The sequence below is a fragment of the Adlercreutzia sp. St.1H8 genome, from assembly GCF_059728655.1.
Window position 1 is genome coordinate 231,523 of the sequence record NZ_AP039376.1, and the last position, 19,787, is coordinate 251,309.

Annotated in this window: 14 protein-coding genes; 11 read left to right on the top strand and 3 right to left on the bottom strand. The window is 68.7% G+C overall.

The window, feature by feature from the left end; translation table 11 throughout:
• Positions 1-182 precede the first annotated feature (182 nt).
• Positions 183-1,049, top strand: coding sequence for an exodeoxyribonuclease III (locus AC6I0Y_RS00935; protein WP_497732330.1), 867 nt, complete (start codon positions 183-185; stop codon positions 1,047-1,049).
• A gap of 15 nt (positions 1,050-1,064) precedes the next feature.
• A complete protein-coding gene (folE, locus tag AC6I0Y_RS00940) occupies positions 1,065-1,625 on the top strand; it encodes a GTP cyclohydrolase I FolE (RefSeq protein ID WP_160710081.1) in 561 nt (186 codons plus the stop codon).
• A 36-nt stretch (positions 1,626-1,661) separates the two neighbouring features.
• Here the strand turns inward: folE and AC6I0Y_RS00945 are convergent, their stop codons facing one another.
• Positions 1,662-2,519, bottom strand: a complete 858-nt coding sequence (locus AC6I0Y_RS00945) for a deoxyribonuclease IV (protein ID WP_497732337.1) — start codon at positions 2,517-2,519, stop codon at positions 1,662-1,664.
• Between the two features lie 285 nt (positions 2,520-2,804).
• Here AC6I0Y_RS00945 and AC6I0Y_RS00950 point away from each other — a divergent pair, with 285 nt between their 5' ends.
• Positions 2,805-3,080 carry an ACT domain-containing protein gene (locus AC6I0Y_RS00950; RefSeq protein ID WP_160710079.1) on the top strand — a complete coding sequence of 92 codons (276 nt, stop codon included), beginning with the start codon at positions 2,805-2,807 and terminating at the stop codon, positions 3,078-3,080.
• Between the two features lie 629 nt (positions 3,081-3,709).
• Complete coding sequence (nrdD, locus tag AC6I0Y_RS00955) at positions 3,710-4,024, top strand: anaerobic ribonucleoside-triphosphate reductase (protein WP_201751028.1); 315 nt, start codon at positions 3,710-3,712, stop codon at positions 4,022-4,024.
• A gap of 557 nt (positions 4,025-4,581) precedes the next feature.
• Here the strand turns inward: nrdD and mscL are convergent.
• Positions 4,582-5,049, bottom strand: coding sequence for a large conductance mechanosensitive channel protein MscL (gene mscL, locus AC6I0Y_RS00960; RefSeq protein WP_160710078.1), 468 nt, complete (start codon positions 5,047-5,049; stop codon positions 4,582-4,584).
• A 144-nt stretch (positions 5,050-5,193) separates the two neighbouring features.
• Between mscL and AC6I0Y_RS00965 the strand changes: the two genes are divergently transcribed.
• From AC6I0Y_RS00965 to AC6I0Y_RS00990, 6 genes are all read left to right on the top strand, one after another.
• Positions 5,194-6,444, top strand: coding sequence for an isochorismate synthase (locus tag AC6I0Y_RS00965; protein WP_497732342.1), 1,251 nt, complete (start codon positions 5,194-5,196; stop codon positions 6,442-6,444).
• Positions 6,445-7,094: 650 nt separating this feature from the next.
• Positions 7,095-9,152: a 2-succinyl-5-enolpyruvyl-6-hydroxy-3-cyclohexene-1-carboxylate synthase gene (gene menD / locus AC6I0Y_RS00970; RefSeq protein ID WP_497732344.1), complete on the top strand. Its 2,058-nt coding sequence runs from the start codon at positions 7,095-7,097 to the stop codon at positions 9,150-9,152.
• Positions 9,153-9,165: 13 nt separating this feature from the next.
• Positions 9,166-10,122, top strand: a complete 957-nt coding sequence (locus tag AC6I0Y_RS00975; protein ID WP_497732347.1) for an alpha/beta fold hydrolase — start codon at positions 9,166-9,168, stop codon at positions 10,120-10,122.
• A gap of 854 nt (positions 10,123-10,976) precedes the next feature.
• Entirely contained in the window at positions 10,977-11,816 is an 840-nt protein-coding gene (menB, locus tag AC6I0Y_RS00980) for a 1,4-dihydroxy-2-naphthoyl-CoA synthase (RefSeq protein ID WP_160708756.1), read from the top strand.
• A gap of 12 nt (positions 11,817-11,828) precedes the next feature.
• The gene (locus tag AC6I0Y_RS00985) at positions 11,829-14,684 is read left to right on the top strand and encodes an AMP-binding protein (RefSeq protein WP_497732350.1); all 2,856 of its coding nucleotides are present in this window, start codon (positions 11,829-11,831) and stop codon (positions 14,682-14,684) included.
• Between the two features lie 205 nt (positions 14,685-14,889).
• Positions 14,890-16,413: a basic amino acid/polyamine antiporter gene (locus AC6I0Y_RS00990; protein WP_236643355.1), complete on the top strand. Its 1,524-nt coding sequence runs from the start codon at positions 14,890-14,892 to the stop codon at positions 16,411-16,413.
• A gap of 38 nt (positions 16,414-16,451) precedes the next feature.
• Here the strand turns inward: AC6I0Y_RS00990 and AC6I0Y_RS00995 are convergent, their stop codons facing one another.
• Positions 16,452-18,368, bottom strand: a complete 1,917-nt coding sequence (locus AC6I0Y_RS00995) for an MDR family MFS transporter (RefSeq protein ID WP_201750948.1) — start codon at positions 18,366-18,368, stop codon at positions 16,452-16,454.
• Between the two features lie 337 nt (positions 18,369-18,705).
• Between AC6I0Y_RS00995 and AC6I0Y_RS01000 the strand changes: the two genes are divergently transcribed.
• Positions 18,706-19,506 (top strand): SDR family NAD(P)-dependent oxidoreductase, encoded by an 801-nt coding sequence (locus AC6I0Y_RS01000; protein WP_497732355.1) that lies wholly within the window; start codon positions 18,706-18,708, stop codon positions 19,504-19,506.
• Positions 19,507-19,787 lie beyond the last annotated feature (281 nt).

The window sequence follows — 19,787 nt, forward strand, 5'->3', positions numbered from 1 at the left end:
AAGCGGGCAAAACCCCAGGTGGGCGCTTGCCGCCAAACGGCTTTGGCGCGAAAACGGCCTCCGAAGGAGTGCAAAACCGTTCGAATTTGCATCGTGACGCTCGTTTGGGAAGTTCGGGGCCGCTGCAGGAGGCCGGCCGGCCCTCTGGTACGCTTAGGGCGAGCAAGCAGAAAGGAGCTGCCATGCGCCTCATATCGTGGAACGTCAACGGCCTGCGGGCTGCGCTGAAGAAGGACTTCAGGGAGTCCTTTGACCTGCTGGACGCCGACGTGTTCGCCCTGCAGGAGACCAAGCTGCAGCCGGGTCAGGTCGATCTCGAGCTGCCGGGCTACTGCCAGTTCTGGAGCTACGCGCAGAAGAAGGGCTACTCCGGTACCGCCGTGTTCTGCAAGGCGCGTCCGCGCCAGGTGCTTCACGGCCTGGGCGACGGATACCTGGACGCCGAGGGTCGCATCGTGGCCGTGGAGTTCGAGCAGTTCTGGTTCGTGGACGTCTACACGCCCAACGCCCAGGATCAGCTGGCGCGCATCGACCACCGCATGCAGTGGGATGACGCCTTCCGCGATTTCTGCAAGGGACTTGAGGAAGGGGTGCTGCCGGCGGGCGTGCCGGTGGAGCGCGACGGCGACGAGGGCTTCGGCGTGGGGCATGCCGCCGAGGACCTGCCGCTCACCCAGCCCGGCGAGGCGGCCGACCCCAAGCCGGTGGTGATGTGCGGTGACTTCAACGTGGCGCACGAGGAGATAGACCTGAAGAACCCAGGCCCCAACCGGGGCAACGCCGGATTCTCGGACGAGGAGCGCGGCAAGTTCACCGAGCTGGTGGAAGCCGGGTTCATCGACACGTTCCGCCTGCTGCACCCCGATCTGCCGGGCGCGTACTCCTGGTGGAGCTACCGCTTCAAGGCACGTCAGAACAACGCAGGGTGGCGCATCGACTACTTCCTGGTGAGCGATGCGCTGCGTGGCGCGGTGACGGGCGCTTCCATCTACAGCGAGGTGATGGGCAGCGACCACTGCCCTGTAGGCCTCGAGCTCGACTTGGATTAGAAAGGAATGTTGACGTTGGATACCCAGAAGATCGAAGAGGGCGTGCGCCTCATACTCGAGGGCGTGGGAGAAGATCCTGACCGCGAGGGGCTGCTGGAGACTCCGGCTCGCGTGGCGCGCATGTACGAGGAGATTTTCGCCGGCCTGACCGAAGATCCGGCGCGCCACTTCGAGACCACCTTCGACGAGCACCATGACGGCATGGTGCTCGTGCGTGACATCCCCTTCTACTCCCTGTGCGAGCACCACCTGGTGCCCTTCTTCGGGAAGGCGCACGTGGCCTACATCCCCGGCCCCGACGGGCGCGTGTGCGGGTTGTCCAAGCTGGCGCGCCTGGTGGACGCCTACGCCAAGCGCCCGCAGGTGCAGGAGCGGCTGACCACCCAGGTGGCCGACACGCTCGTGGCCGAGCTGAACCCGCAGGGCGTCATCGTGGTGATCGAGGCCGAGCACATGTGCATGTCGATGCGCGGGGTGCGCAAGCCGGGCGCTAAGACCACCACGAGCGTCATGCGCGGCGTGTTCGAGAACGCCGCCACGCGCGCCGAGGCGATGTCCCTCATCCTGCGGGGGTAGCGCCGACGTGGCGCGCGCTCGGCTCCGGCGGCCGCGTTAGCTGTGGGGCTGGGACGCGTGGGCCTCGTAGTAGGCGCGGAAGCGGGCGACGTCGCGCTCATAGGTGACCAGGTCGGCCTGGGGCTCCTCTAGGTAGAAGGGCACGCCAGCGAGCGCGGGGTGCACGGTCAGGGCTGCTAGCGCCTCGAAGCCGATTTGGCCCTCGCCGATGGGTGCGTGTCGGTCGGCATGGGCGCCTCGGCCTTCGCGGATGTCGTTGAGGTGAACGGCCTTGAGGCGGTTCAAACCGATGACCTGGTCGAACGCGTTCAGCACGCCGTCCAGGTCGTTCTTGAGGTCGTATCCGGCGGCGAAGGCAGCCGACGCGTCCAGGAGCACGCCGACGGGCGCGTCCGCGCCGATTCCGTCGAGGATGGCGGCCAGCTCTTCGAAGGTCGCCCCGATCTGCGAGCCCTCGGCGGGCATGTTCGCCAGCAGCAGCGGCACGTCGCTGTGCGCGTCTAGTACCTGGTGCAGCGTGGCCGCGGCATTGGCCAGTCCCTCTTCTACGGGAATGCTGCCGATGGAGCCGGGGCGCACGAGGTAGCGCGAGCCGGGCATGAGCTCCAGCCGCTCCAGATCCTCCGTCATCACCAGGTGCGCGAAGTCTTGCTTGGCCTGGTCGGCTTCGCCGGGGGCCAGGTCGTAGGGCGCGTATCCCATGAAGTCGTGCAGCCCGTGATCGGCTGCGTAGGCGTTGAACGCGTCGACGTCCTTGCGGTCGAGGGCGCGCCGGGCGCCGCCGCGGGGATTGCGGGTGAAGTACTGGAAGGTGGCGGCGCCGATAGAGACGGACTCCTCGGCCATGCGGAGGTACCCGTAGCGTGTGGAGAGATGGCTGCCGATGGTGAGCATGATGGCTCCTTCGATTTGGGTGCGGGCGTCGCGCGGGCCGCGCGGGCGGCAGGCAGGGTGCGGGCGGTGGCGAGCGTCCGCCTTGGTTGCACCGCGAGGCCGAGCCCGGGGCAGCGAGCCCGGCCTGCGGACGAAACCATCCTAGGCACGCCGGAAAGCGCCATCCGGGGCACGCGCCCATCTGTGGCCGATCCGTTGAGCTAGAATTACCCTCGTAACCGACCGATGCCCGACGGCGCCCGGCGCGCAAGGCCCGCGGCGGCGCGGAGACCCAAGGAGAGCCCCATGAAGTGCGTTATCTCGGTACTCGGCAAGGATCGCAGCGGCATCGTGGCCGCCGTCGCCACCACCTTGGCGGAGTGCAGCGCCAACATCGATGACATCAGCCAGACCATCCTCGGCCAGGGCGAGATCTTCTCGATGACCATGCTCACCACGCTGGCCCCCGAGGCCTGCGACTTCAACACCGTCCAGGAGAAGCTGGAGAAGGTGGGCGAGGACCTCGGTGTCCAGATCATCATCCAGCGTGAGGACGTCTTTCAGTTCATGTACAAGATTTAGCGTGACGCTGCTGTCGACGTAGCGATGACGAAGCGCCCGGCCAAGGCTGAGCGCTTCTGTTTCGTGGACTCCCGTTGCCGGGCGCCTTGGGCGTCGTGTGCGCGAGATGCGGAGGGGCGACCGGGGTCTTCGGGACGCCAAAATGGTGCGGGATTCCGGAAAGGTGGCCAAAAGCTATGCGCTTTACGCACGCGGAGCGCCGTTTTTCATCCCTTGGACATTTGCGACCTGGGGAAACGCGCGGGCGGTTGCGTTGGTAATGCCGGGATTGGCGTAAATCGCGCTGTTTTTGGCCAAATTTTCGGAATCCCGCGTGAAGGGTCGCGGAATCGGGTGCCGGCGAGTTTTGGGCCGTGTGCCGCCGGGGCGCGGGGCTGTGGGCCGTGTGCCGCCGGGGCGCGGGGCTGCAGGTTGAGGGTCGCGGGCCGCGGGGCTGCAGAACGGCGGGTCGCGGGACTGCGGGGCTGCAGGCCGCGGGGCGGTTCCTCCCATCCGCGAGACCGTTTGGAAACTTCTGGAAAACGTGCCACAGGCTGCCCATATGTTGTGCTAGTATGTGCAAACCTCAACAAGATGTGGTGTCATTTGTGGGAATCCGCAGATGGCGCGCTGGGAGATAGGAGCCATCTATGGACAACATGACGACCGTCGACGGCGTGAAGGTGCAGGTCAACTACGCTCATGAGAGCGACGCGCCTATGACCGAGCCTGAGGTGCAGGCCTACATCCAGCGCGCCTACGAGAAGTATCCCCATGGCAAGCTGGAGTCGCTCGTCCTGGACGTGGACGGCGAGGACGTGGGCATCCACTACGGCCTGGCTCCCGAGAAGTTCGACCGCATCCGCCGCATCACCGGCTATCTGGTGGGCACGCTCGACCGCTTCAACGACGCCAAGCGCGCCGAGGAGCACGACCGCGTGAAGCACCAGGTGGGCTGCTGCTAGTCCACGTTGGCCAAAACAAGCAGCGGGGCCTTCTCACGACGAGAAGGCCCCGTTTTTTTGTGCGAGCGTGGCCGGGAGGGGCGACGGTGGGTCGCGGCGCGTTTCTGCACAGTTTCGTCGACTTTGTGACAGGCTCACTGGCGCGTGCGATCGTCTGCTTGGCGTTTCCCCAGGTCGCGTGCTTTATAGCGCGGCGAACCACCGCGAGGAGCGCGATTTTGCGCGTCCGATCCGGGGTTTCTGTCACAAAGTCGAAGAAACTGTGCAGAAACGGACGGGTCTGGTGAATGCGCGACCGCCGGCGGGGCGGCGGGGCGGCGGGCGCGCGACTCCCTGCCGGGAGAGAGCGTAGGGCAGGGGCGCGCGGGGAGGATGAGCGCGTGGTCTTCCGGCGGCGAATGCGAGACCGGCGGCGGGGGGCTGCCTGCCGACAAGCATGCAGCAGGGCGCCCATCAGCAGGCGCGACGAGCGTGTGGCGGCTCGCCGGCAGGCCTGCCGATGGGCGAGCCGCCACACGCTCGTGTATCCGGCGAACGTGCGGTCGCCGGCGGGGCGGCTACGCGACCGGGGTGCAGGTGGGCTCGGCGGGAGCGGGGAGCTCGGCGGCGCAGTGGGGGCAGCGCGTGGCGCCCGGGCGCACCTCCTCCAGGCAGTAGGGGCACTCCGGGGCCTTTTCCTCCACGCACTCGCCGTTCTTCTTGCACACGCGGGAGCCGGCGTCCTTCATCTTGTTGAACGCCTTCACGATGAGGAACACCACCCACGCCACGATGAGGAAGTTGATGACGGCGCTGATGAACGCGCCGAAGTCGATGCCGTTCTCGGTGCCGGCGACGGGGATGGTGAGCCCGGCCACCTCGGTGCCGTTGCCGCCGGTGATGAGCTTGATGAACGGATTGATGATGTCGCTGGTCAGCGATGTGACGATGGCGGTGAAGGCGGCTCCGATGATGACGCCGACGGCCATGTCCATCACGTTGCCGCGGTTGATAAACTCGCGGAACTCGCTGATGAGGTTCTTCATGGGCGCTCCTTGGGTGCTTCGGTCGGGGACGGCGGGCCGCGGGGGCCGCTGGTACGAAAAGCAGTATAGGGCCGTGCTAGAATGCACGACGAGCAGTGCCGCATTTGATGATTATCCGATTACTTCGAGTTCCCCGAGGGTGCCATGACCAAGATATATTCGTTCACCGTCCCTGTGGAGGCGGACATCGTCGACGCGTTCTGCCTGATGCAGAAGGGGTTCACCGATCAGTTCGCATACTACGCGAAGGAACGGCCGGTTCGCTGCCTGGGGCTGGGCCGCTGCGTGGCGCTGCCGTCGCTTGAGGATGCGGAATGCGCCTACGAGGGACCCGTGCGCGAGGCGGCGGTGTTCTTCTCGTTCAACCGCTTCGACGCGGAGAACCCGGCGCCGGCTGACGAGCTGTTCAGCTCGTTTCCCCAGCTGCGCTTCATGCTGCCCGAAATTGTGCTGCTTGAGAATGAGCGCGGCCGGTTTCTGCAGGTCAACTCGCTGGGTCCGGTGTACCCCGGGCGGGTGGAGCGATTCTTGCGGCTGTGCGCCGATGCGCCGGCCCGCACGCGCGTGACGGTGCCCTACCGACTGGAGGACGACTCGCGCGAGGAGTGGCGTCGTGCCATGGCGAGCGCGTCGGCGGCCATCGAGGCCGGGCGCGTGCAGAAGGTGGTGCTCTCGCGGCGTAAGCGCCTGGTGGCGGAGCATCCGTTCTCGTCGAAGGATCTGCTTGTGAACCTCATCGACGGCGATGCGCGGGGGACGGTGATCCTCTACCGCTACGCCGACGTGTTCTTCTGCGGCTGCACGCCTGAGCTGCTCGTGCGCAAGCGCGGCCAGCAGGTTGAGAGCATGTGCCTGGCGGGAACGTGTCCGGCCGGCGCTGACGAGGCCGAGCGCGCGGAGCTGGCGGCGGCGCTCATGGCCGACCCCAAGAACCGCGCTGAGCATGACTACGTGGTGCGGTTCGTGCGCGAGGTGTTCAACCGCGTGTGCTATGACGTGGACGTGCCCGACGAGCCGCAGATCATGAGCCTTGAGCACGTGCAGCACCTGCACACGCCGGCCGTGGCCCATGTGCTCGAGGGCGTGAACCTGTGGGATCTGGTGGGCGACCTTCATCCCACGCCGGCAACGGCCGGCCTGCCTGTTGGCGAGGCGATGATGCTTCTGCGCTCCATCGAGGCCTACAACCGCGGTTTCTACGTGGGCGCGGCGGGGTTCGTGGACGCGGAAGGCGACGGCGAGTTCTCCGTGGCGCTGCGTACCGGCGTGTTCGACGGCGAGGTCGGCTGGGTGTACGCCGGCTGCGGCATCGTGGGCGCAAGCGACGCCGACGCGGAGTTCGACGAGATAGACCTCAAGCTCAAGACCGTGCTCTCCGCCTTTGAGGGGGAGTAGGCTCGGGCGGTCGCGCGCAGGCTCGGGTCGCGGAGCCGTGCGCGTGCGGCTGCTGGCGCGGTCTCCCCGCTGCGGCTGGGAGCGAGGCGCCGGCGGTCGGGAGGGGCGGGTCCGTCGCGTTGCGGGCTTCGAAAACGTGAGGTCGGGTGCTGCCCGCGGCACGTGGCGTAGGATGTCGGAGAATCTAAGACTGGCTATCCGCGGCGCTGCGAACCACAATAGGAGGTAGCCTGCGGGTGCGCGAGGCGCGGAAGATGGTGCGGGCTGGCGTGCGACGTGGGCAGGCGCTCAGGACGCTCGGGGACTTGCGGCGGGCGATGCGGGCGCGCATGGCGCCGGCGAGCGGGTAGAGCGCGAGGACTGCGCCGGAATGTTTCACGTGAAACACCGTGTGCTTCGAGGCGGAGTGGGGGCCGGGAGAGCTACGCCCGACGGCGTGTAATGTTTCACGTGAAACATTCCGGCGTGGTGAGTCTCGCAGCGCTTCGCGAGGCGGCAGATAGGTCGCGCGGGCGATACGATGCGCTGAAGGGCGCTTTGGCGGGCGGCGACCTGCGTCGTGGACACGGTGCGGGCGCATGGCGAATGCGCGGGCTGTGCGGGAAGCCGCGGGCTTGGTGATTGGCAGATGGTTTGGAAAGGATGGGATCATGGCGGAGCTGACTCATGCGCAGAAGACGGCGCGCTACCTGGGGGCGTTCTTCGACGAGCTGGTGCGCTGCGGCGTGCATGACGTGGTGGTGAGCCCGGGATCGCGCTCCACCGGCCTGGCCATGACCGCCTTCGAACTGAGCTGCCGCCGTCCTGGCGACCTGCGCGTGCACGTGGACGTGGACGAGCGCGGGGCATCGTTCGTGGCGCTCGGCCTGGCCAAGGCGACGGGGCGGCCCGCGGCGCTCGTGTGCACGTCGGGCACGGCGCCGGCGAACTACTTTCCGGCGGTGATGGAGGCGCAGACCTCGCGCATTCCGCTGCTCGTGCTCTCAAGCGACCGGCCGGAGATGCTGCTGGGCCTGGGTGCTCCGCAGACCGCCGACCAGGTGAAGCTGTTCGGTGATACCGTGCGGCTGTTCCGCCAGATGCCGGAGCCCGACGGCGCGCCCAAGGCGGTGGCCTTCGCGCGGCAGGCGGCTCGCGAGGCGTGCATCGCCGCCCTTGGCCGCGGCCGCGCGGCGGATGCGGACGCGACGCTTGCGGCTGTGGGAAGCTCCGCTGGCTGCGCGACGGGCGCCTCGGATGCGTCGTCCGCCGCTGGTGGCGTGACGGGGGCGTTTCCCGTGGCGTCGCGGGGGAGTGCGCAGGGATGCGCGCCGGTGCACCTCAACTTCCCCCTGGACGAGCCGCTCAAGCCGGACTTCTCGGTGGAGGGGCTCTTCGACGACGGCGCGAGCTCGCTGGATGAGGCGCTCGGCGCGGCGGTCGGGCCGCTGACGGGCGCGCGGGCGGTGCCCGACGCAGCGGCGCTGCGCGCGGTGGAGTTGCTCATCGCCCAGGGCGGCGTGGCCGTGCTGGCAGGCGAGGGCACCTGCGAGACGCTCGCCGAGGCGCGCGAGGTGGCAGCGTGGGCCGCACGCTGGGAGCTGCCGCTGCTGGCCGATCCGCTTTCGGGACTGCGCGCGGTGGACGCGCCCTGCGTCATCGATAGCTATGACAACCTCTTCGCGCGAGACGACTGTCCGCTGCCGCGCGCCATCATCCGCTTCGGGCGCTGGCCGCTCTCGAAGCGCGCGTTCAACGGGCTGGCGGCCGCGCGTCCCCTCCAGGTGGTGGTGGACGCCTGCGAGACGCGCGACTTCAACCTGATGACGGATCTCTACGTGCCCTGCACGCCGCTCGACCTCGTGCGCGCCCTGCCCGCCCCTGTGGCTGCGGGGGCGCCCGCGTCGGAGGACGGCGCGGCTGCGGCCCCCGCGACTGCGACTGCGGCTGCGCCCGGGGCCCCCGTCGATCCCGCCCCTGCGGCTGCGGCCCCCGCGGCTTTCGCCCCCGCCCCCGAGCCCCCCGCCCCCGTCGGCGCCCAGTGCGCGTATCTGGCGCGCTGGGTGGCGCTCAACGACGCGGAGCGCGCCCGCATCACCGCGGCGCGCGAGGCGGGCGACGGGTTTGAGGGCGCCTACCTGAGCGCGCTGCTCGCGCGCGTGCCTGAAGGCTCGCTCCTGTTCTCGGCCAACTCGCTTTCCGTCCGCGCGCTCGACACGTTCTTGCTCAAGCCGGAGGCGGGCGCGGGCGACCGCCCGTTGGCGGTGCTCGCTAACCGTGGGCAGAACGGCATCGACGGCGTCACGTCGACGGCCATCGGGGCGGCGTGGGCCTTTCCGCAGGCGACGTTCGTGACGGGTGATCTGACGTTTCTGCATGATCTGAACGCGCTGCACCTCCAGCGCGAGCTGCTGCATGCGGCGCCGCGCCCGGATGGCACGGTGCCCTCGCTCACCATCGTGCTGCTCAACAACAACGGCGGGGGGCTGTTCGACATGCTGCCGCAGCAGTCGGAGGAACCGTACTTCGAGCGGCTGTTCCTCGTGCCGCATGATGCCCGCTTCGGCCACGCAGCCGACGCCTTCGCAGTGCCCTATCGGGCCGTGAGCCGCGTGGCGGACATGGTGGCCGCCTACGACGAGCTGTCCGGCACCCCGGGCCTCAGCCTCATCGAGGTGACCGTCCCGCTGGCGGGCGTGAAGTCCCGCTACGCCCCCTACCAGGGGTAATCAAGGAGGGGCGATGGCGGGTTGGGCTGAGAGCGCGGCGCGTGGCGTCGGTGAGGCGCGTGGCGGCTCATGCGGTGCGTCGGGACGTGCGGGTACGGCGCCCGATGCGGGCGAGGGCACGCAGCGCGACGTGATCCTGCTGCATGGGTTCGGGCAGAGCGCGCAGACGTGGGACGAGGTCGTGGCGCTGCTGGGGGGCCTCGGCGTGACGGCGCGCGCCCTGGACTGGCCTGGGTTCGGCATGCGTCGCGGGTGCCGCGACGCGCGGGCGCTCTCGCTTGAGGGGATGGTCGCGCTGCTGGCCGACGAGGTGAGGGCGTCTGCTGAGCACAGGGGTGCGGCGCCGGTGGTCGTCGGGTATTCGATGGGCGGCCGCGTCGCGCTGGAGGCGCTCGTACGCAGGCTGATCGCGCCGGCGTGGCGTGCGGGCGGGGAGCGCGGCCTCTCTGATGAGGCCGTGGGCTCAGGCGCGTCGGGGCCTGCAGGCGTTGCGGGGCTGGTGCTTGAGAGCGCGGGGCTCGGGCCGGCGGATGCCTCCGCGCGCGAGGCGCTGGCCAGGCGTAACGCCGCGTGGGCCGCTGACGTGCGGGCGCGCGGCACCGCGGCCTTCATGGAGGACTGGGCGCGCCTGCCGCTGTTCGCCAGCCAGCGTGCTCTGCCTCCCGACGTACGCGCCCGGCTGGCAGAGGGGCGCGCGGCCAATGACGCCGAGACGCTCGCTCTGTCGCTGGAGGCCGCCGGGGCGCATCGGCAGGCCGACGAGGCGTGCTCGCTCGCCGCGCTGGCGACCGCCATCGAGGCCGGGCTGCCGGTGCTCTACGTGGCAGGGGAGCTGGACGCCAAGTACGCGGCCGTCGCCGCCCGCGCCGCCGCGGCGGGGTGCGCGACGCGTGTCGTCCCCGGCGCGGGGCACAGCGTCCACCTGGAGCGTCCGACCGCCTTTGCGGACGCGGTGGCCGCCACCGCATAGGCGAAAATCGCGACCCCGCCGGCTTTTGGGCCTCGCAGGATCCCGGCCTCTCCTCAGTGCTTAAGTGCCCCTCGCCAATGCCGTGTGCTCCTAGGAGGGGGGGGTGGCGGAGGTGCTGGCGGGGTCATTGCTTCTCGTCCTCGCCGGAATGCGAGATTGCGGGCCCCTGCGCGCTTGCTCGGGCGCAGGGTAGGCGCAGACGCAGGCATGAGCACAGGCGTGGGCAGCAAAGCGACCCGTTTGTGGCGAGCAAATGCGGGTCTGCAACATCGTGGCCGTGGCCTTAAAGGACATCGCTGGCATTTCCCCAGGCCAGACGAAGCTGCCTGCGCACGCCGCTCTTCCGCAGCCTTCTCTGGGGCCCCAAAGCGGTCGTGAAATGTTGCATACCCGCATTTGCTCGCCAGAAATCGCCCGATCTGCCGCCCGAGCCTCATGCGTCCCGCCCTCCGCGCCCCGCCCGCGCCGAGCCCCCCGCGTCCCGCCCCGCGCGCCGAGCCCCGTGCCCCCGTGCCCGCCCCGCGCGCCGAGCTCCACGCCCCTCCCACCTCCGCGTCCGCCTCGCGCTCCCGCGTCCCGCGAGCCACGTCCCACCTCCCGCCCTCCGCGCCCCGCCCGCGCCGACCCCCCCCCCACCACCGCCCCCTCCCGCCCGCGCGCCCGCGCGCCCGCGCACCCGCATTCGCGTAGACTCCAAGAAAAAGCCGCGAAAATGGCCCTCTGCCGGGGTCTCGTGACGAAAAGCGCGTTACTATAGTGCAACCAACACAACCAGTAGTATTTCGCCCGTGCGTGGACCACAATCTGTCGGTCGCGAAACGGCATCATGCGGCGTCGTCCGCGGAAGGGGACACATGGAGGACATCGTCTGGCAGCCGGGCAAGCCGTACCGGGAAATCATCTACGAGACCTGCGGCGGCGTGGCCAAGATCACCATCAACCGGCCGGAGCGGCGCAACGCCTTCACCCCTCTCACCGTCAACGAGATGTACGACGCCTTCACCGAGGCTCGCGACGACGCCTCCATCGGCGTGATCATCCTCACCGGCGCCAATCACGGTGGCCGCCACGAGGACGAGGCCTTCTGCTCCGGCGGCGACCAGAAGATCCGCGGCAACGGCGGCTACGTAGGTGAGGACTCCATTCCGCGCCTCAACGTGCTCGACCTGCAGCGTCTTATCCGCGTGGTGCCCAAGCCCGTCATCGCCATGGTCAACGGCTATGCCATCGGCGGCGGGCACGTGCTCCACATCCTGTGCGACCTCTCCATCGCCGCGGAGACGGCGAAGTTCGGCCAGACGGGGCCGCGCGTGGGCAGCTTCGACGCGGGCTACGGCGCGGGCTACCTGGCTGCCATGGTGGGCCAGAAGAAGGCGCGCGAGATCTGGTACCTCTGCCGCCAGTACACCGCTGCGGAGGCGGAGGCCATGGGCATGGTGAACAAGGTGGTGCCGTTCGAGCAGCTGGAGGCCGAGTGCATGGCCTGGGCGCGCGAGATGCTGGCCATGAGCCCCACCGCCCTGCGCTTCATGAAGGCGTCCTTCAACGCCGCCACCGACGGGCTGGCGGGCATCCAGCAGCTGGCCGGCGATGCGACGCTGCTCTACTACACCACCGACGAGGCCAAGGAGGGACGCGACGCGTTCAAGGAGAAGCGCTCGCCCGACTTCGACCAGTTCCCGAAGTTCCCCTGATAGCCCTCGCCGATGATCGACGTCTTCGAAAGCACCGCGAGAACCTTCCCCGATAAGGTGTTCCTCTCCTTCGTCGACGAAGACGGGGGCGAGGTCAGCTACACCTATCGCCAGGCGCGGCTGCTCTCGGCGGCGGTGGCGCGGCGCCTTGCCGACAAGGGCGTGCGTCGCGGCGACTACGTGTCAGTCGACCTGCCGAATTGCCCCGAGTACGTGTTTCTGGCCCTGGCGGCGGCCTACGGATCGTTCTCGCTCGTGTGCCTGAACCACCGGCTGACGGCGACGGAGAAGCTCACGCGTCTGCTCGAGCTCGAGCGCGAGGGCCTTCGCGTGGCCTGCCGCGTGGACGCGGCGCGGGCGACGCGGCTCATGGACTATGCCGGCGCACTGCTGGCGGTGGGCGAGGAGCATGCCGAGGCCGTGGCCGATGACGGGCTGGGCCCGGCCGCGGGCGGGCGCCGCCGCGGGCGCGGATCGGTCATCATGGGCGCGCGCCAGGACGCTATCGAAGACACCGTCCACTTCGCCGAGCGCGAGGCCCACCTGTTCGACGAGGCGCAGAAGGCGCTCGTCATGTTCACGTCGGGCACCACGGGCAAGCCCAAGGCCGTCGCCCTCACCTGGCGCCAGCTGGTGGGCGCGTCCAACGCGTCCAACCGCGTGCTCAGCCAGCGCGGATCGGGACTCTGGCAGGGCGTGCTGCCCCTGTTCCACATCGGTGGCTTCCAGGTGCTCGTGCGCAGCGTGCTCAACCGCACGCCCCTGCGCCTCTACGCACGCTTCGACGCGGCCCGCGTGCTGCGCGACGCCGAGAGCCGCCGGGTCACGCACCTGTCGGTGGTGGACAAGATGCTCCAGGATCTGCTGGCCGCCGACACGCGCGGCGCGTTGGCGGGGTACCGCTGCATCCTGCTGGGCGGCGGCCCGCTCAACAGCCGCACCGTTGGGCGCGCGCTGGCTGCCGGCGCGCGGGTCTATGCCAGCTACGGCATGACCGAGACGTCGAGCCAGATAGCGAACACCCTGGTCACGGATGACTTCACGGGCGGCCTCAAGCTGCTGCCCGGCTACTCGGCGCGCATCGTCGACGCGGACGAGGCAGGGTTCGGGCGGCTGGCCGTGCGTGGCCCGGGCGTGTTCTCGGGCTACCTCAACGCCCACGGCGCCTTCACGGTGGACGGCTACTTCCTCACCGGTGATACGGCAGCCCTCTACCAGGGGGCCATCTACGTGCGCGAGCGCACCGACGACATGTTCGTCTCGGGCGGGGAGAACGTCTACCCGGTGGAGATAGCCGACGCCTTGCGTGCGCTGCCCGAGGTGGGCGACGCCTATGTGTTCGGCGTGTCCGACGCCACCTGGGGCCGCCGTCCTGTGGCGCTCGTGGAGCGCGGCGCGGGAGGGGCGGGCGCCGCTGCGCCTGCTGCCAGCCGCCTCACGGGCACCCGCCTCCCCGCCCCCTCCGGGGGAGCGCCGGTCGCGGATCTGGGCGCCGCTGCGCAGGCCGTCGAGGGCTCGGCCGCCGGGCTTCGTCGAGCGCTGTCGGGGCGGCTTTCGCGCATCTACCAGCCCAAGCACCTGTGCGTGGTGGACGAGCTGCCACGGACTCAGCTGGGCAAGATCGACCGGGCTGCTGCCGAGGCGCTCTACGAGCGGCGGCTGGAGGTGAGCCGCGTGGTGCTCTACCACGTGCGCCTGCCCTTCAAGACGCCCTTCCGCACGGCGAAGGCCACGCTCACCCATCGCGACCTGCTCATCGTGGAGGCCATCGACCACGCCGGCCGCACCGGCCTGGGCGAGTGCACCGCCTTCTCCACGGATTGGTATCTGCCCGAGACCCTGGGGGAGGACGCCCGCGTCCTGCAGCGCTCGCTCATCCCCATCGTGCTGGCGGAGGCGTTCCTGCACCCACGCGACGCGGCCGACGCCTTCTCCGTGCTGCCCGAGGGCGCTGCGCACCCCATGGCCTGCTCGGCGCTGGAGATGGCCCTGTGGGACCTCTACGGCAAGATCGAGGGACGGCCGCTTTGGCAGCTCATCGGCGCGGAACGCGAGCGCCTAACCGGCGGCGAGGCGCATGGGCCTAGCACCGCGCTCAAGTCCGACGTCATGGCGCAGGTGCCCGCCGGCGCTGTGGTGGGCCTGGGCACGCCGGCCGAGACGGTGGAGGCGGTGCGCTCCTGCGTGGACGCCGGCTACTGCCGCGTGAAGATCAAGGTGTCTCCCGGCCAGGGGCTGGCCTGCGTGCGTGCCGTGCGCGAGGCCTTCCCGAGCCTCATCATCACGCTCGACGCCAACCAGAGCTTCGGCGCCTGCGACGTGGACGAGCTGCGCGCCTACGATGGGCTCGGCATCGGGTGGATCGAGGAGCCGCTCGCCATCGACCGCGCCATCGGTGGCTGCGACCGCGCGTTCCGCCGTCTGGCCAGCCTCCAGCGCACCCTGGCCACGCCCATCTGCCTCGACGAGTCCTTCGTCAACGGCGAAGAGGCCCTGCGTGCGCTCGCCTGCCCCGAGCTGCGCTGCATCACCGTGAAGATCGGGAAGTTCGGCGGCATCCAGCGCGCGCTCGAGTTCGCCTGCCGCGCCCAGGCCCTCGGGCGTGAGGTGTGGATGGGCGGCATGTACGACACGGGCATCTCCCGGCGCGCCCACGCGGCCTTCCAGACGCTGCCCGGCATCATCATGCCCGGCGACATCGGCGGCACCGGCCGCTACTACCCCGTGGACGTCACGACGCCCGCCTACGGGGTGGACTGCGGGCACATCACCCTGAACGGCGCGGGCCGCCGCATGGGCATCGGCTGCGACCTCAACCGCGAGGCGCTGGCGAAGGTGCTGGTCAAGCGCGTGGTCTACGACGCCTAGCGTCCCGGTGCCGGCGGGGCGGCCGGCAGGGGCGGCCGGCGGGCGCCGCAGGGGCCGACCCCATAGGCGCCGCCTCCCTCGTTTTCATGTCATCAACGCCCCGCTGACAGCTGGCGCTCGGATGGAGCTCATTCGATCATCGTGCCTATCATGGTTCCCGAGTACCCCTCGTTGGCGCGGGGTACGGTCGAAGAGAGGAACTGCCATGAGCATGATCACCGCCTCGCCTTCCGCGCGTTCGTCTGCCCCTGCCTCCGACGCGCCTGCCTCCTCCCTCAGCACCTCTGCCGTCGACAACCCCCAGGGGCTCGGCCTCTTCCGGCTGGTCACCACCGTCATCACCCTCATCGTGGGTGGCGGCGTGTTCACCCTGGCCGGCGACCAGGCGGCCGGCGGCGCGTCGGGCGCGGCCATCCTCACCGCGTGGTCCATCTCCGGCGTGGGCGTGCTCTGCCTGGTCATGACGTTCTACGCGCTCTCGCGGGTGAAGCCGGACATGCGCGGCGGCATCTACTCCTACGCATCAGCCGGGTTCGGCGACTTCCTGGGCTTCAACAGCGCCTGGGGCTACTGGATCAGCGCGCTGCTGTGCACGGTGAGCTTCTCGGCGCTGCTGTTCGGCGCGCTCGCGTACTTCTTCCCCCTCTTCGGGCGCGGGACGGACCTCTACGCCGTCATCGCGGCGTCGGCGCTCATCTGGTTCTACGCGTGGCTCGTCAGCCGCGGGATCAAGGAAGTGTCGGCCATCAACGCCATCATCACCATCTCCAAGATCGTGCCCATCTTCGTGGCCATCGCCGCCATCATCTTCGCCAGCAAGTTCAACCCGGACATCTTCTGGGCCAACCTCCACACCGGCGCCGACCCGGCGCTCACCTTCGGCGACCAGGTGAAGTCAGCCATGATGGTCACCATCTGGGTGTTCGTCGGCGTCGAGGGCGCCGTGGCCATATCCGGCCGCGCGCGCCGGAGCCATGACGTAGGGCGGGCCACCATCATCGCGTTCGTCTGCGTGCTGTCCATCTACCTCATGGTGTCGGTGCTCTCCATGGGCGTCATGCCCCTGGCCGACCTGGCCAGCCTGGAGAACCCCGCGCTTGCCGGCGTCATGGAGCACGCCGTGGGGCCGTGGGGTGCGTTCCTCATCAACTTCGGCGTGGCGCTCTCGCTCATCGGCGCCATGCTGGGCTACACGGTGCTCGCCAGCGAGTCGCCCTACGAGGCAGCCGAGGGCGGCGTGTTCATCCGCCAGTTCGCGAAGGTGAACAAGAACGGCGCGCCGGTGGTGACGCTCGTGGTGACCAACCTGATCATCGAGGCGTTCCTCATCTCCATGCTGTTCTCGGACAGCTCGTACCAGTTCTTCTACACGCTCTCGGCTGGCATGATCCTGCTGCCGTACCTGCTGTCGGCCGCGTACTTCGCGAAGCTCACCTTCACGGAGAAAGAAGCCTTCGCGGGCAAGCTGAACGCGCCCATCTGGCTGTGGCGCGTGCTCGGCATCGTGGGCGTGCTGTACAGCTTCTTCCTGACGTACGCGTCGGGCGCGGTGGGGCTCACGCTGATGAGCCTGCTGTACCTGCCGGGCATCCCCATCTACATCTGGGGGAAGCGCCAGCGCGGCGAGAAGTACCTGGAAAGCGCTGTGGACAAGGTGGTGGTGGCCATCATCGTGGGGGCCTCAGCCGTGTCCATCTGGCTGCTGGCCACCGGCGCGGTGGTGGTGTAGGGGCGCCGCCCCGGCTCCCCTCGCGGCCGTCGCCCGCGTCAGTCCCGCTGCTCGCAGTCCTCGCGCTCGCCTTCGCCGCAGAGAACCACCTCGTCGGGCCGGTGGTCGAGGTAGGCCTGCATCGAGTACTGCGTGATGTCGCTTCGGTTGATGATGCCGACGATGACGTCACCCTCCATGACGGGCACCTTCTTCAGGTGATTCTCGGCCAGCACGCGGCAGACCTCGGGCAACGACGCATGGATGCTCACGCCGATGGAGCGACGCGCGCCGATCTCGCTTACGGGCGCGGCCATCAGCTGCTCGAGGCGCTCGTTGTAGTCGCGGTCGTCGTAGGCGGAGTTCATGATCATCACGATGGGGTCGATCACCGAGCCGCTGCGCGGCGAGAGGCGCTTGAGGATGTCGCCGTCGGAGATGAAGCCCACGGGCCGTCCCTCGCCGTCTACGATGGGCGCGGCGCTGATGCCCTTGTCCACGAACAGGCGCATGGCGTCGGCCACGGTGGCCGTCTGCGCCACGGCGTAGACGTCGGTCTTCATGATGGACTCGAGCAGCGAGCGGCGCTCGCCGGCGCGATCCTCGCTGGCCTCATCGGCCGGCCGATCCTTCACGAGCGCGATGGTGATCGCCGCGCCGATGAGGCAGAGCGCCGCGCACACGGCGAAGGCCACGTCGATGCCGAGCAGCTGCGCGTCGGCCCAGCCCATCGACCCCTGCGCGGCGTTCGTCACGAGCGAGGACACCGAGATGATGACCGCCGTTCCCAGCGAGCCCGCCACCTGGCGCAACGTGTTGTTGACCGACGTCCCGTGGTTCATGAGCTTGTTGTCGAGCGCGTTCATGCCCCACGTGGTGATGGGCATGTTCACGAGCGCCATGGAGAACATGCGCAGCGTATAGAGCGCCGTGATGAACCAGATGGGCGTGACGAAGGTGAGCGTGGCGAAGGCGCAGGTGGTGATGGTGAGCAGCACCATGCCGATGACGCCGAGCTTGCGTGGGCCGTGCTTGTCGAACAGCTTGCCGGCGATGGGGTTCATGACGCCCATGAGGATGGCGCCGGGCATGAGCACCAGGCCGGAGAGCGTGGCCGAGTAACCCATGAGCGTCTGGATGTAGATGGGCATGAGGATGCCCGCGGCCAGCAGCGCGCCTTGCACGAGCATGCCGATGACAGTGGCCACGAGGAAACGCCGATTGCGCAGCACCTCGACACGTAGCATGGGGTGCTCAAGCCGCGTCTGGCGGACGAAGAACCACGCCACGCCCACGATGCCGATCGCCGTGCAGGCGCTGTTGAACGCCGTGAGCCCATGGGTGCCCACGGCGCTGAACCCGTAGAGCATGAGCCCGAAGCCAAGCGTGGAGAGCGTGAGCGACAGCGGGTCAAGCACCGCGTCGCCCTTGTTCGCGGGCGGCCGGTTCTCCATGAGGAACAAGGCGGCCACGATGACCACCACCGCGAAGAATGTGACGATGAAGAACATGATGTGCCAGTCAAGGCGGTCGATGATGATGCCCGCGATGGTGGGGCCGATGGCCGGCGCGAACGCGATGACCAGGCCGAAGAGCCCCATGGCCGATCCGCGCTTGTCCACCGGGAACGACACGAGCAGCACTGTCATGGTCATGGGCATGAGCATGCCGGCGCCGGCCGCCTGGATGAGGCGTCCGCACAGCACGACGGGGAAGCTCGTGGCGCAGCCGGTCATGGCCGAGCCCACGGCGAACAGCGCCATGGACACGAGGAACAGCCGGCGCGTGGGGAACCGATCCTGCAGGTAGGCGGTGATGGGGATCATGATGGCGTTGACCAGCGTAAAGCCCGTAGTGAGCCACTGGGCCGTGGCGGCGTCGACGGACATCTCCGTCATGATGGAGGGGATGGCCGGCGTCACCAGCGTCTGGTTGAGGACGGTGGTGAACGAGCCGGTTACCAAAACGATGAGCATCAGCCATTGCTTGCGCGACAAACCCACGGTGAGACCTTCTTCTTAGGGGTGAGGGGTATGAGTTTTTAGCTTATTTAATACTGAAAATAGCAGAAAGCGCCCCCGATGCGCTATCGCTGTGCCCCGTACGTGGCGAAACTGTCAGGCGAAGCCGCCGTTTGCGGCCGCGGACGGTTCATCGCGTCATGAACGAGGCGGCTACGGAGGGGCAACGCCCGCCCCGACCGCCCGTGGAGCGCCGCGCTGCCTTCCTATACTGGCGGAGGCAGCAGCAGCGTCGTCAGGGCGCCGCGCGCCGTCATTCCCCTACGCCGCGCGAGAATCGAGGACGAAGACCATGGGCTTCCTAGTGGGCAAGACCGCTATCATCACCGGCGCCGGATTCGCCGCTTTGGGAAACGGGCGCCCCGGCTCCATCGGCTACGGCACGGCTGTCGCCTACGCGCGGGAGGGGGCCAACCTCGTCATCACCGGGCGTAACGTCGCCAAGCTTGAGAGAGCGCGTGAGGAGCTGGAGGCATCGTATCCCGTGAAGGTGGTGCCCGTGCGCGCCGACGTATCGGCCCATGGCGATAACGAGGCCATCGTGCAGAACGTGGTGGATCGCGCCCTCAGCGAATTCGGGCGCATCAACGTGCTCATCAACGTGGCCCAGGCGTCAGCCTCCGGCGTGGCGCTGGCCGACCATACGCGCGACCAGTTCGAGCTGGCGCTGTATTCCGGGCTGTTCGCCACCTTCTACTATATGCGCGCCTGCCATCCGCATCTGAAGGAGACGAAGGGCTCGGTCATCAACTTCGGGTCGGGCGCGGCGCTGGCCGGCAGCGTGGGGCAGGCGTCCTATGCCGCGGCCAAGGAGGGCATCCGCGGGCTCTCGCGCGTGGCGGCCGCCGAGTGGGCCGCCGACGGCATCAACGTGAACGTGGTGTGCCCGCTGGCCTGGACGATGCAGCTCGAGCAGTTCCAGAGGGCCCATCCAGATGTTTTTGCCGCCAACGTGCAGGTGCCGCCCGTGGGGCGTTTCGGCGATGCCGAGTCGGACATCGGGCGCGTCTGCGTGGCGCTTGCGAGCCCCGACTTCAAGTTCATGACCGGCGAGACCATCACCGTGGAGGGCGGTTTGGGCCTGCGACCCTAAGAAAATGGTGTCAGGATGCAAATTTTGACGGTTTTGCACTCTCCGGCGATAGCCTGGGCAACCGCCTCCGGCAAAAGTCCCAGGTAGCGGAGGGCAGAAGCGCGGAAATCGAACTCTCAGGGCCGCGCAGGGCGACAAGATGGGTGCAAAACCGTCCGAATTTGCATCACGGGCCCGAGAATTCGCGGCGGATGCGAATAATGTAGCGATTCCGCTGCGGGACGGCGTAATCCGCTAGGATTGCATGTTGGCTTACTTTTGGTTGAGGCGCGCCATCCGGG

Coding starts and splice junctions, on each gene's coding strand:
- AC6I0Y_RS00990 (WP_236643355.1), top strand. CDS start 14,890: ATGAGCATGATCACCGCCTCGCCTTCCGCGCGTTCGTCTGCCCCTGCC.
- AC6I0Y_RS00985 (WP_497732350.1), top strand. CDS start 11,829: ATGATCGACGTCTTCGAAAGCACCGCGAGAACCTTCCCCGATAAGGTG.
- menD (WP_497732344.1), top strand. CDS start 7,095: ATGGCGGAGCTGACTCATGCGCAGAAGACGGCGCGCTACCTGGGGGCG.
- AC6I0Y_RS00935 (WP_497732330.1), top strand. CDS start 183: ATGCGCCTCATATCGTGGAACGTCAACGGCCTGCGGGCTGCGCTGAAG.
- mscL (WP_160710078.1), bottom strand. CDS start 5,049: ATGAAGAACCTCATCAGCGAGTTCCGCGAGTTTATCAACCGCGGCAAC.
- menB (WP_160708756.1), top strand. CDS start 10,977: ATGGAGGACATCGTCTGGCAGCCGGGCAAGCCGTACCGGGAAATCATC.
- nrdD (WP_201751028.1), top strand. CDS start 3,710: ATGGACAACATGACGACCGTCGACGGCGTGAAGGTGCAGGTCAACTAC.
- AC6I0Y_RS00995 (WP_201750948.1), bottom strand. CDS start 18,368: ATGCTCATCGTTTTGGTAACCGGCTCGTTCACCACCGTCCTCAACCAG.
- AC6I0Y_RS00965 (WP_497732342.1), top strand. CDS start 5,194: ATGACCAAGATATATTCGTTCACCGTCCCTGTGGAGGCGGACATCGTC.
- AC6I0Y_RS01000 (WP_497732355.1), top strand. CDS start 18,706: ATGGGCTTCCTAGTGGGCAAGACCGCTATCATCACCGGCGCCGGATTC.
- AC6I0Y_RS00945 (WP_497732337.1), bottom strand. CDS start 2,519: ATGCTCACCATCGGCAGCCATCTCTCCACACGCTACGGGTACCTCCGC.
- AC6I0Y_RS00975 (WP_497732347.1), top strand. CDS start 9,166: ATGGCGGGTTGGGCTGAGAGCGCGGCGCGTGGCGTCGGTGAGGCGCGT.
- AC6I0Y_RS00950 (WP_160710079.1), top strand. CDS start 2,805: ATGAAGTGCGTTATCTCGGTACTCGGCAAGGATCGCAGCGGCATCGTG.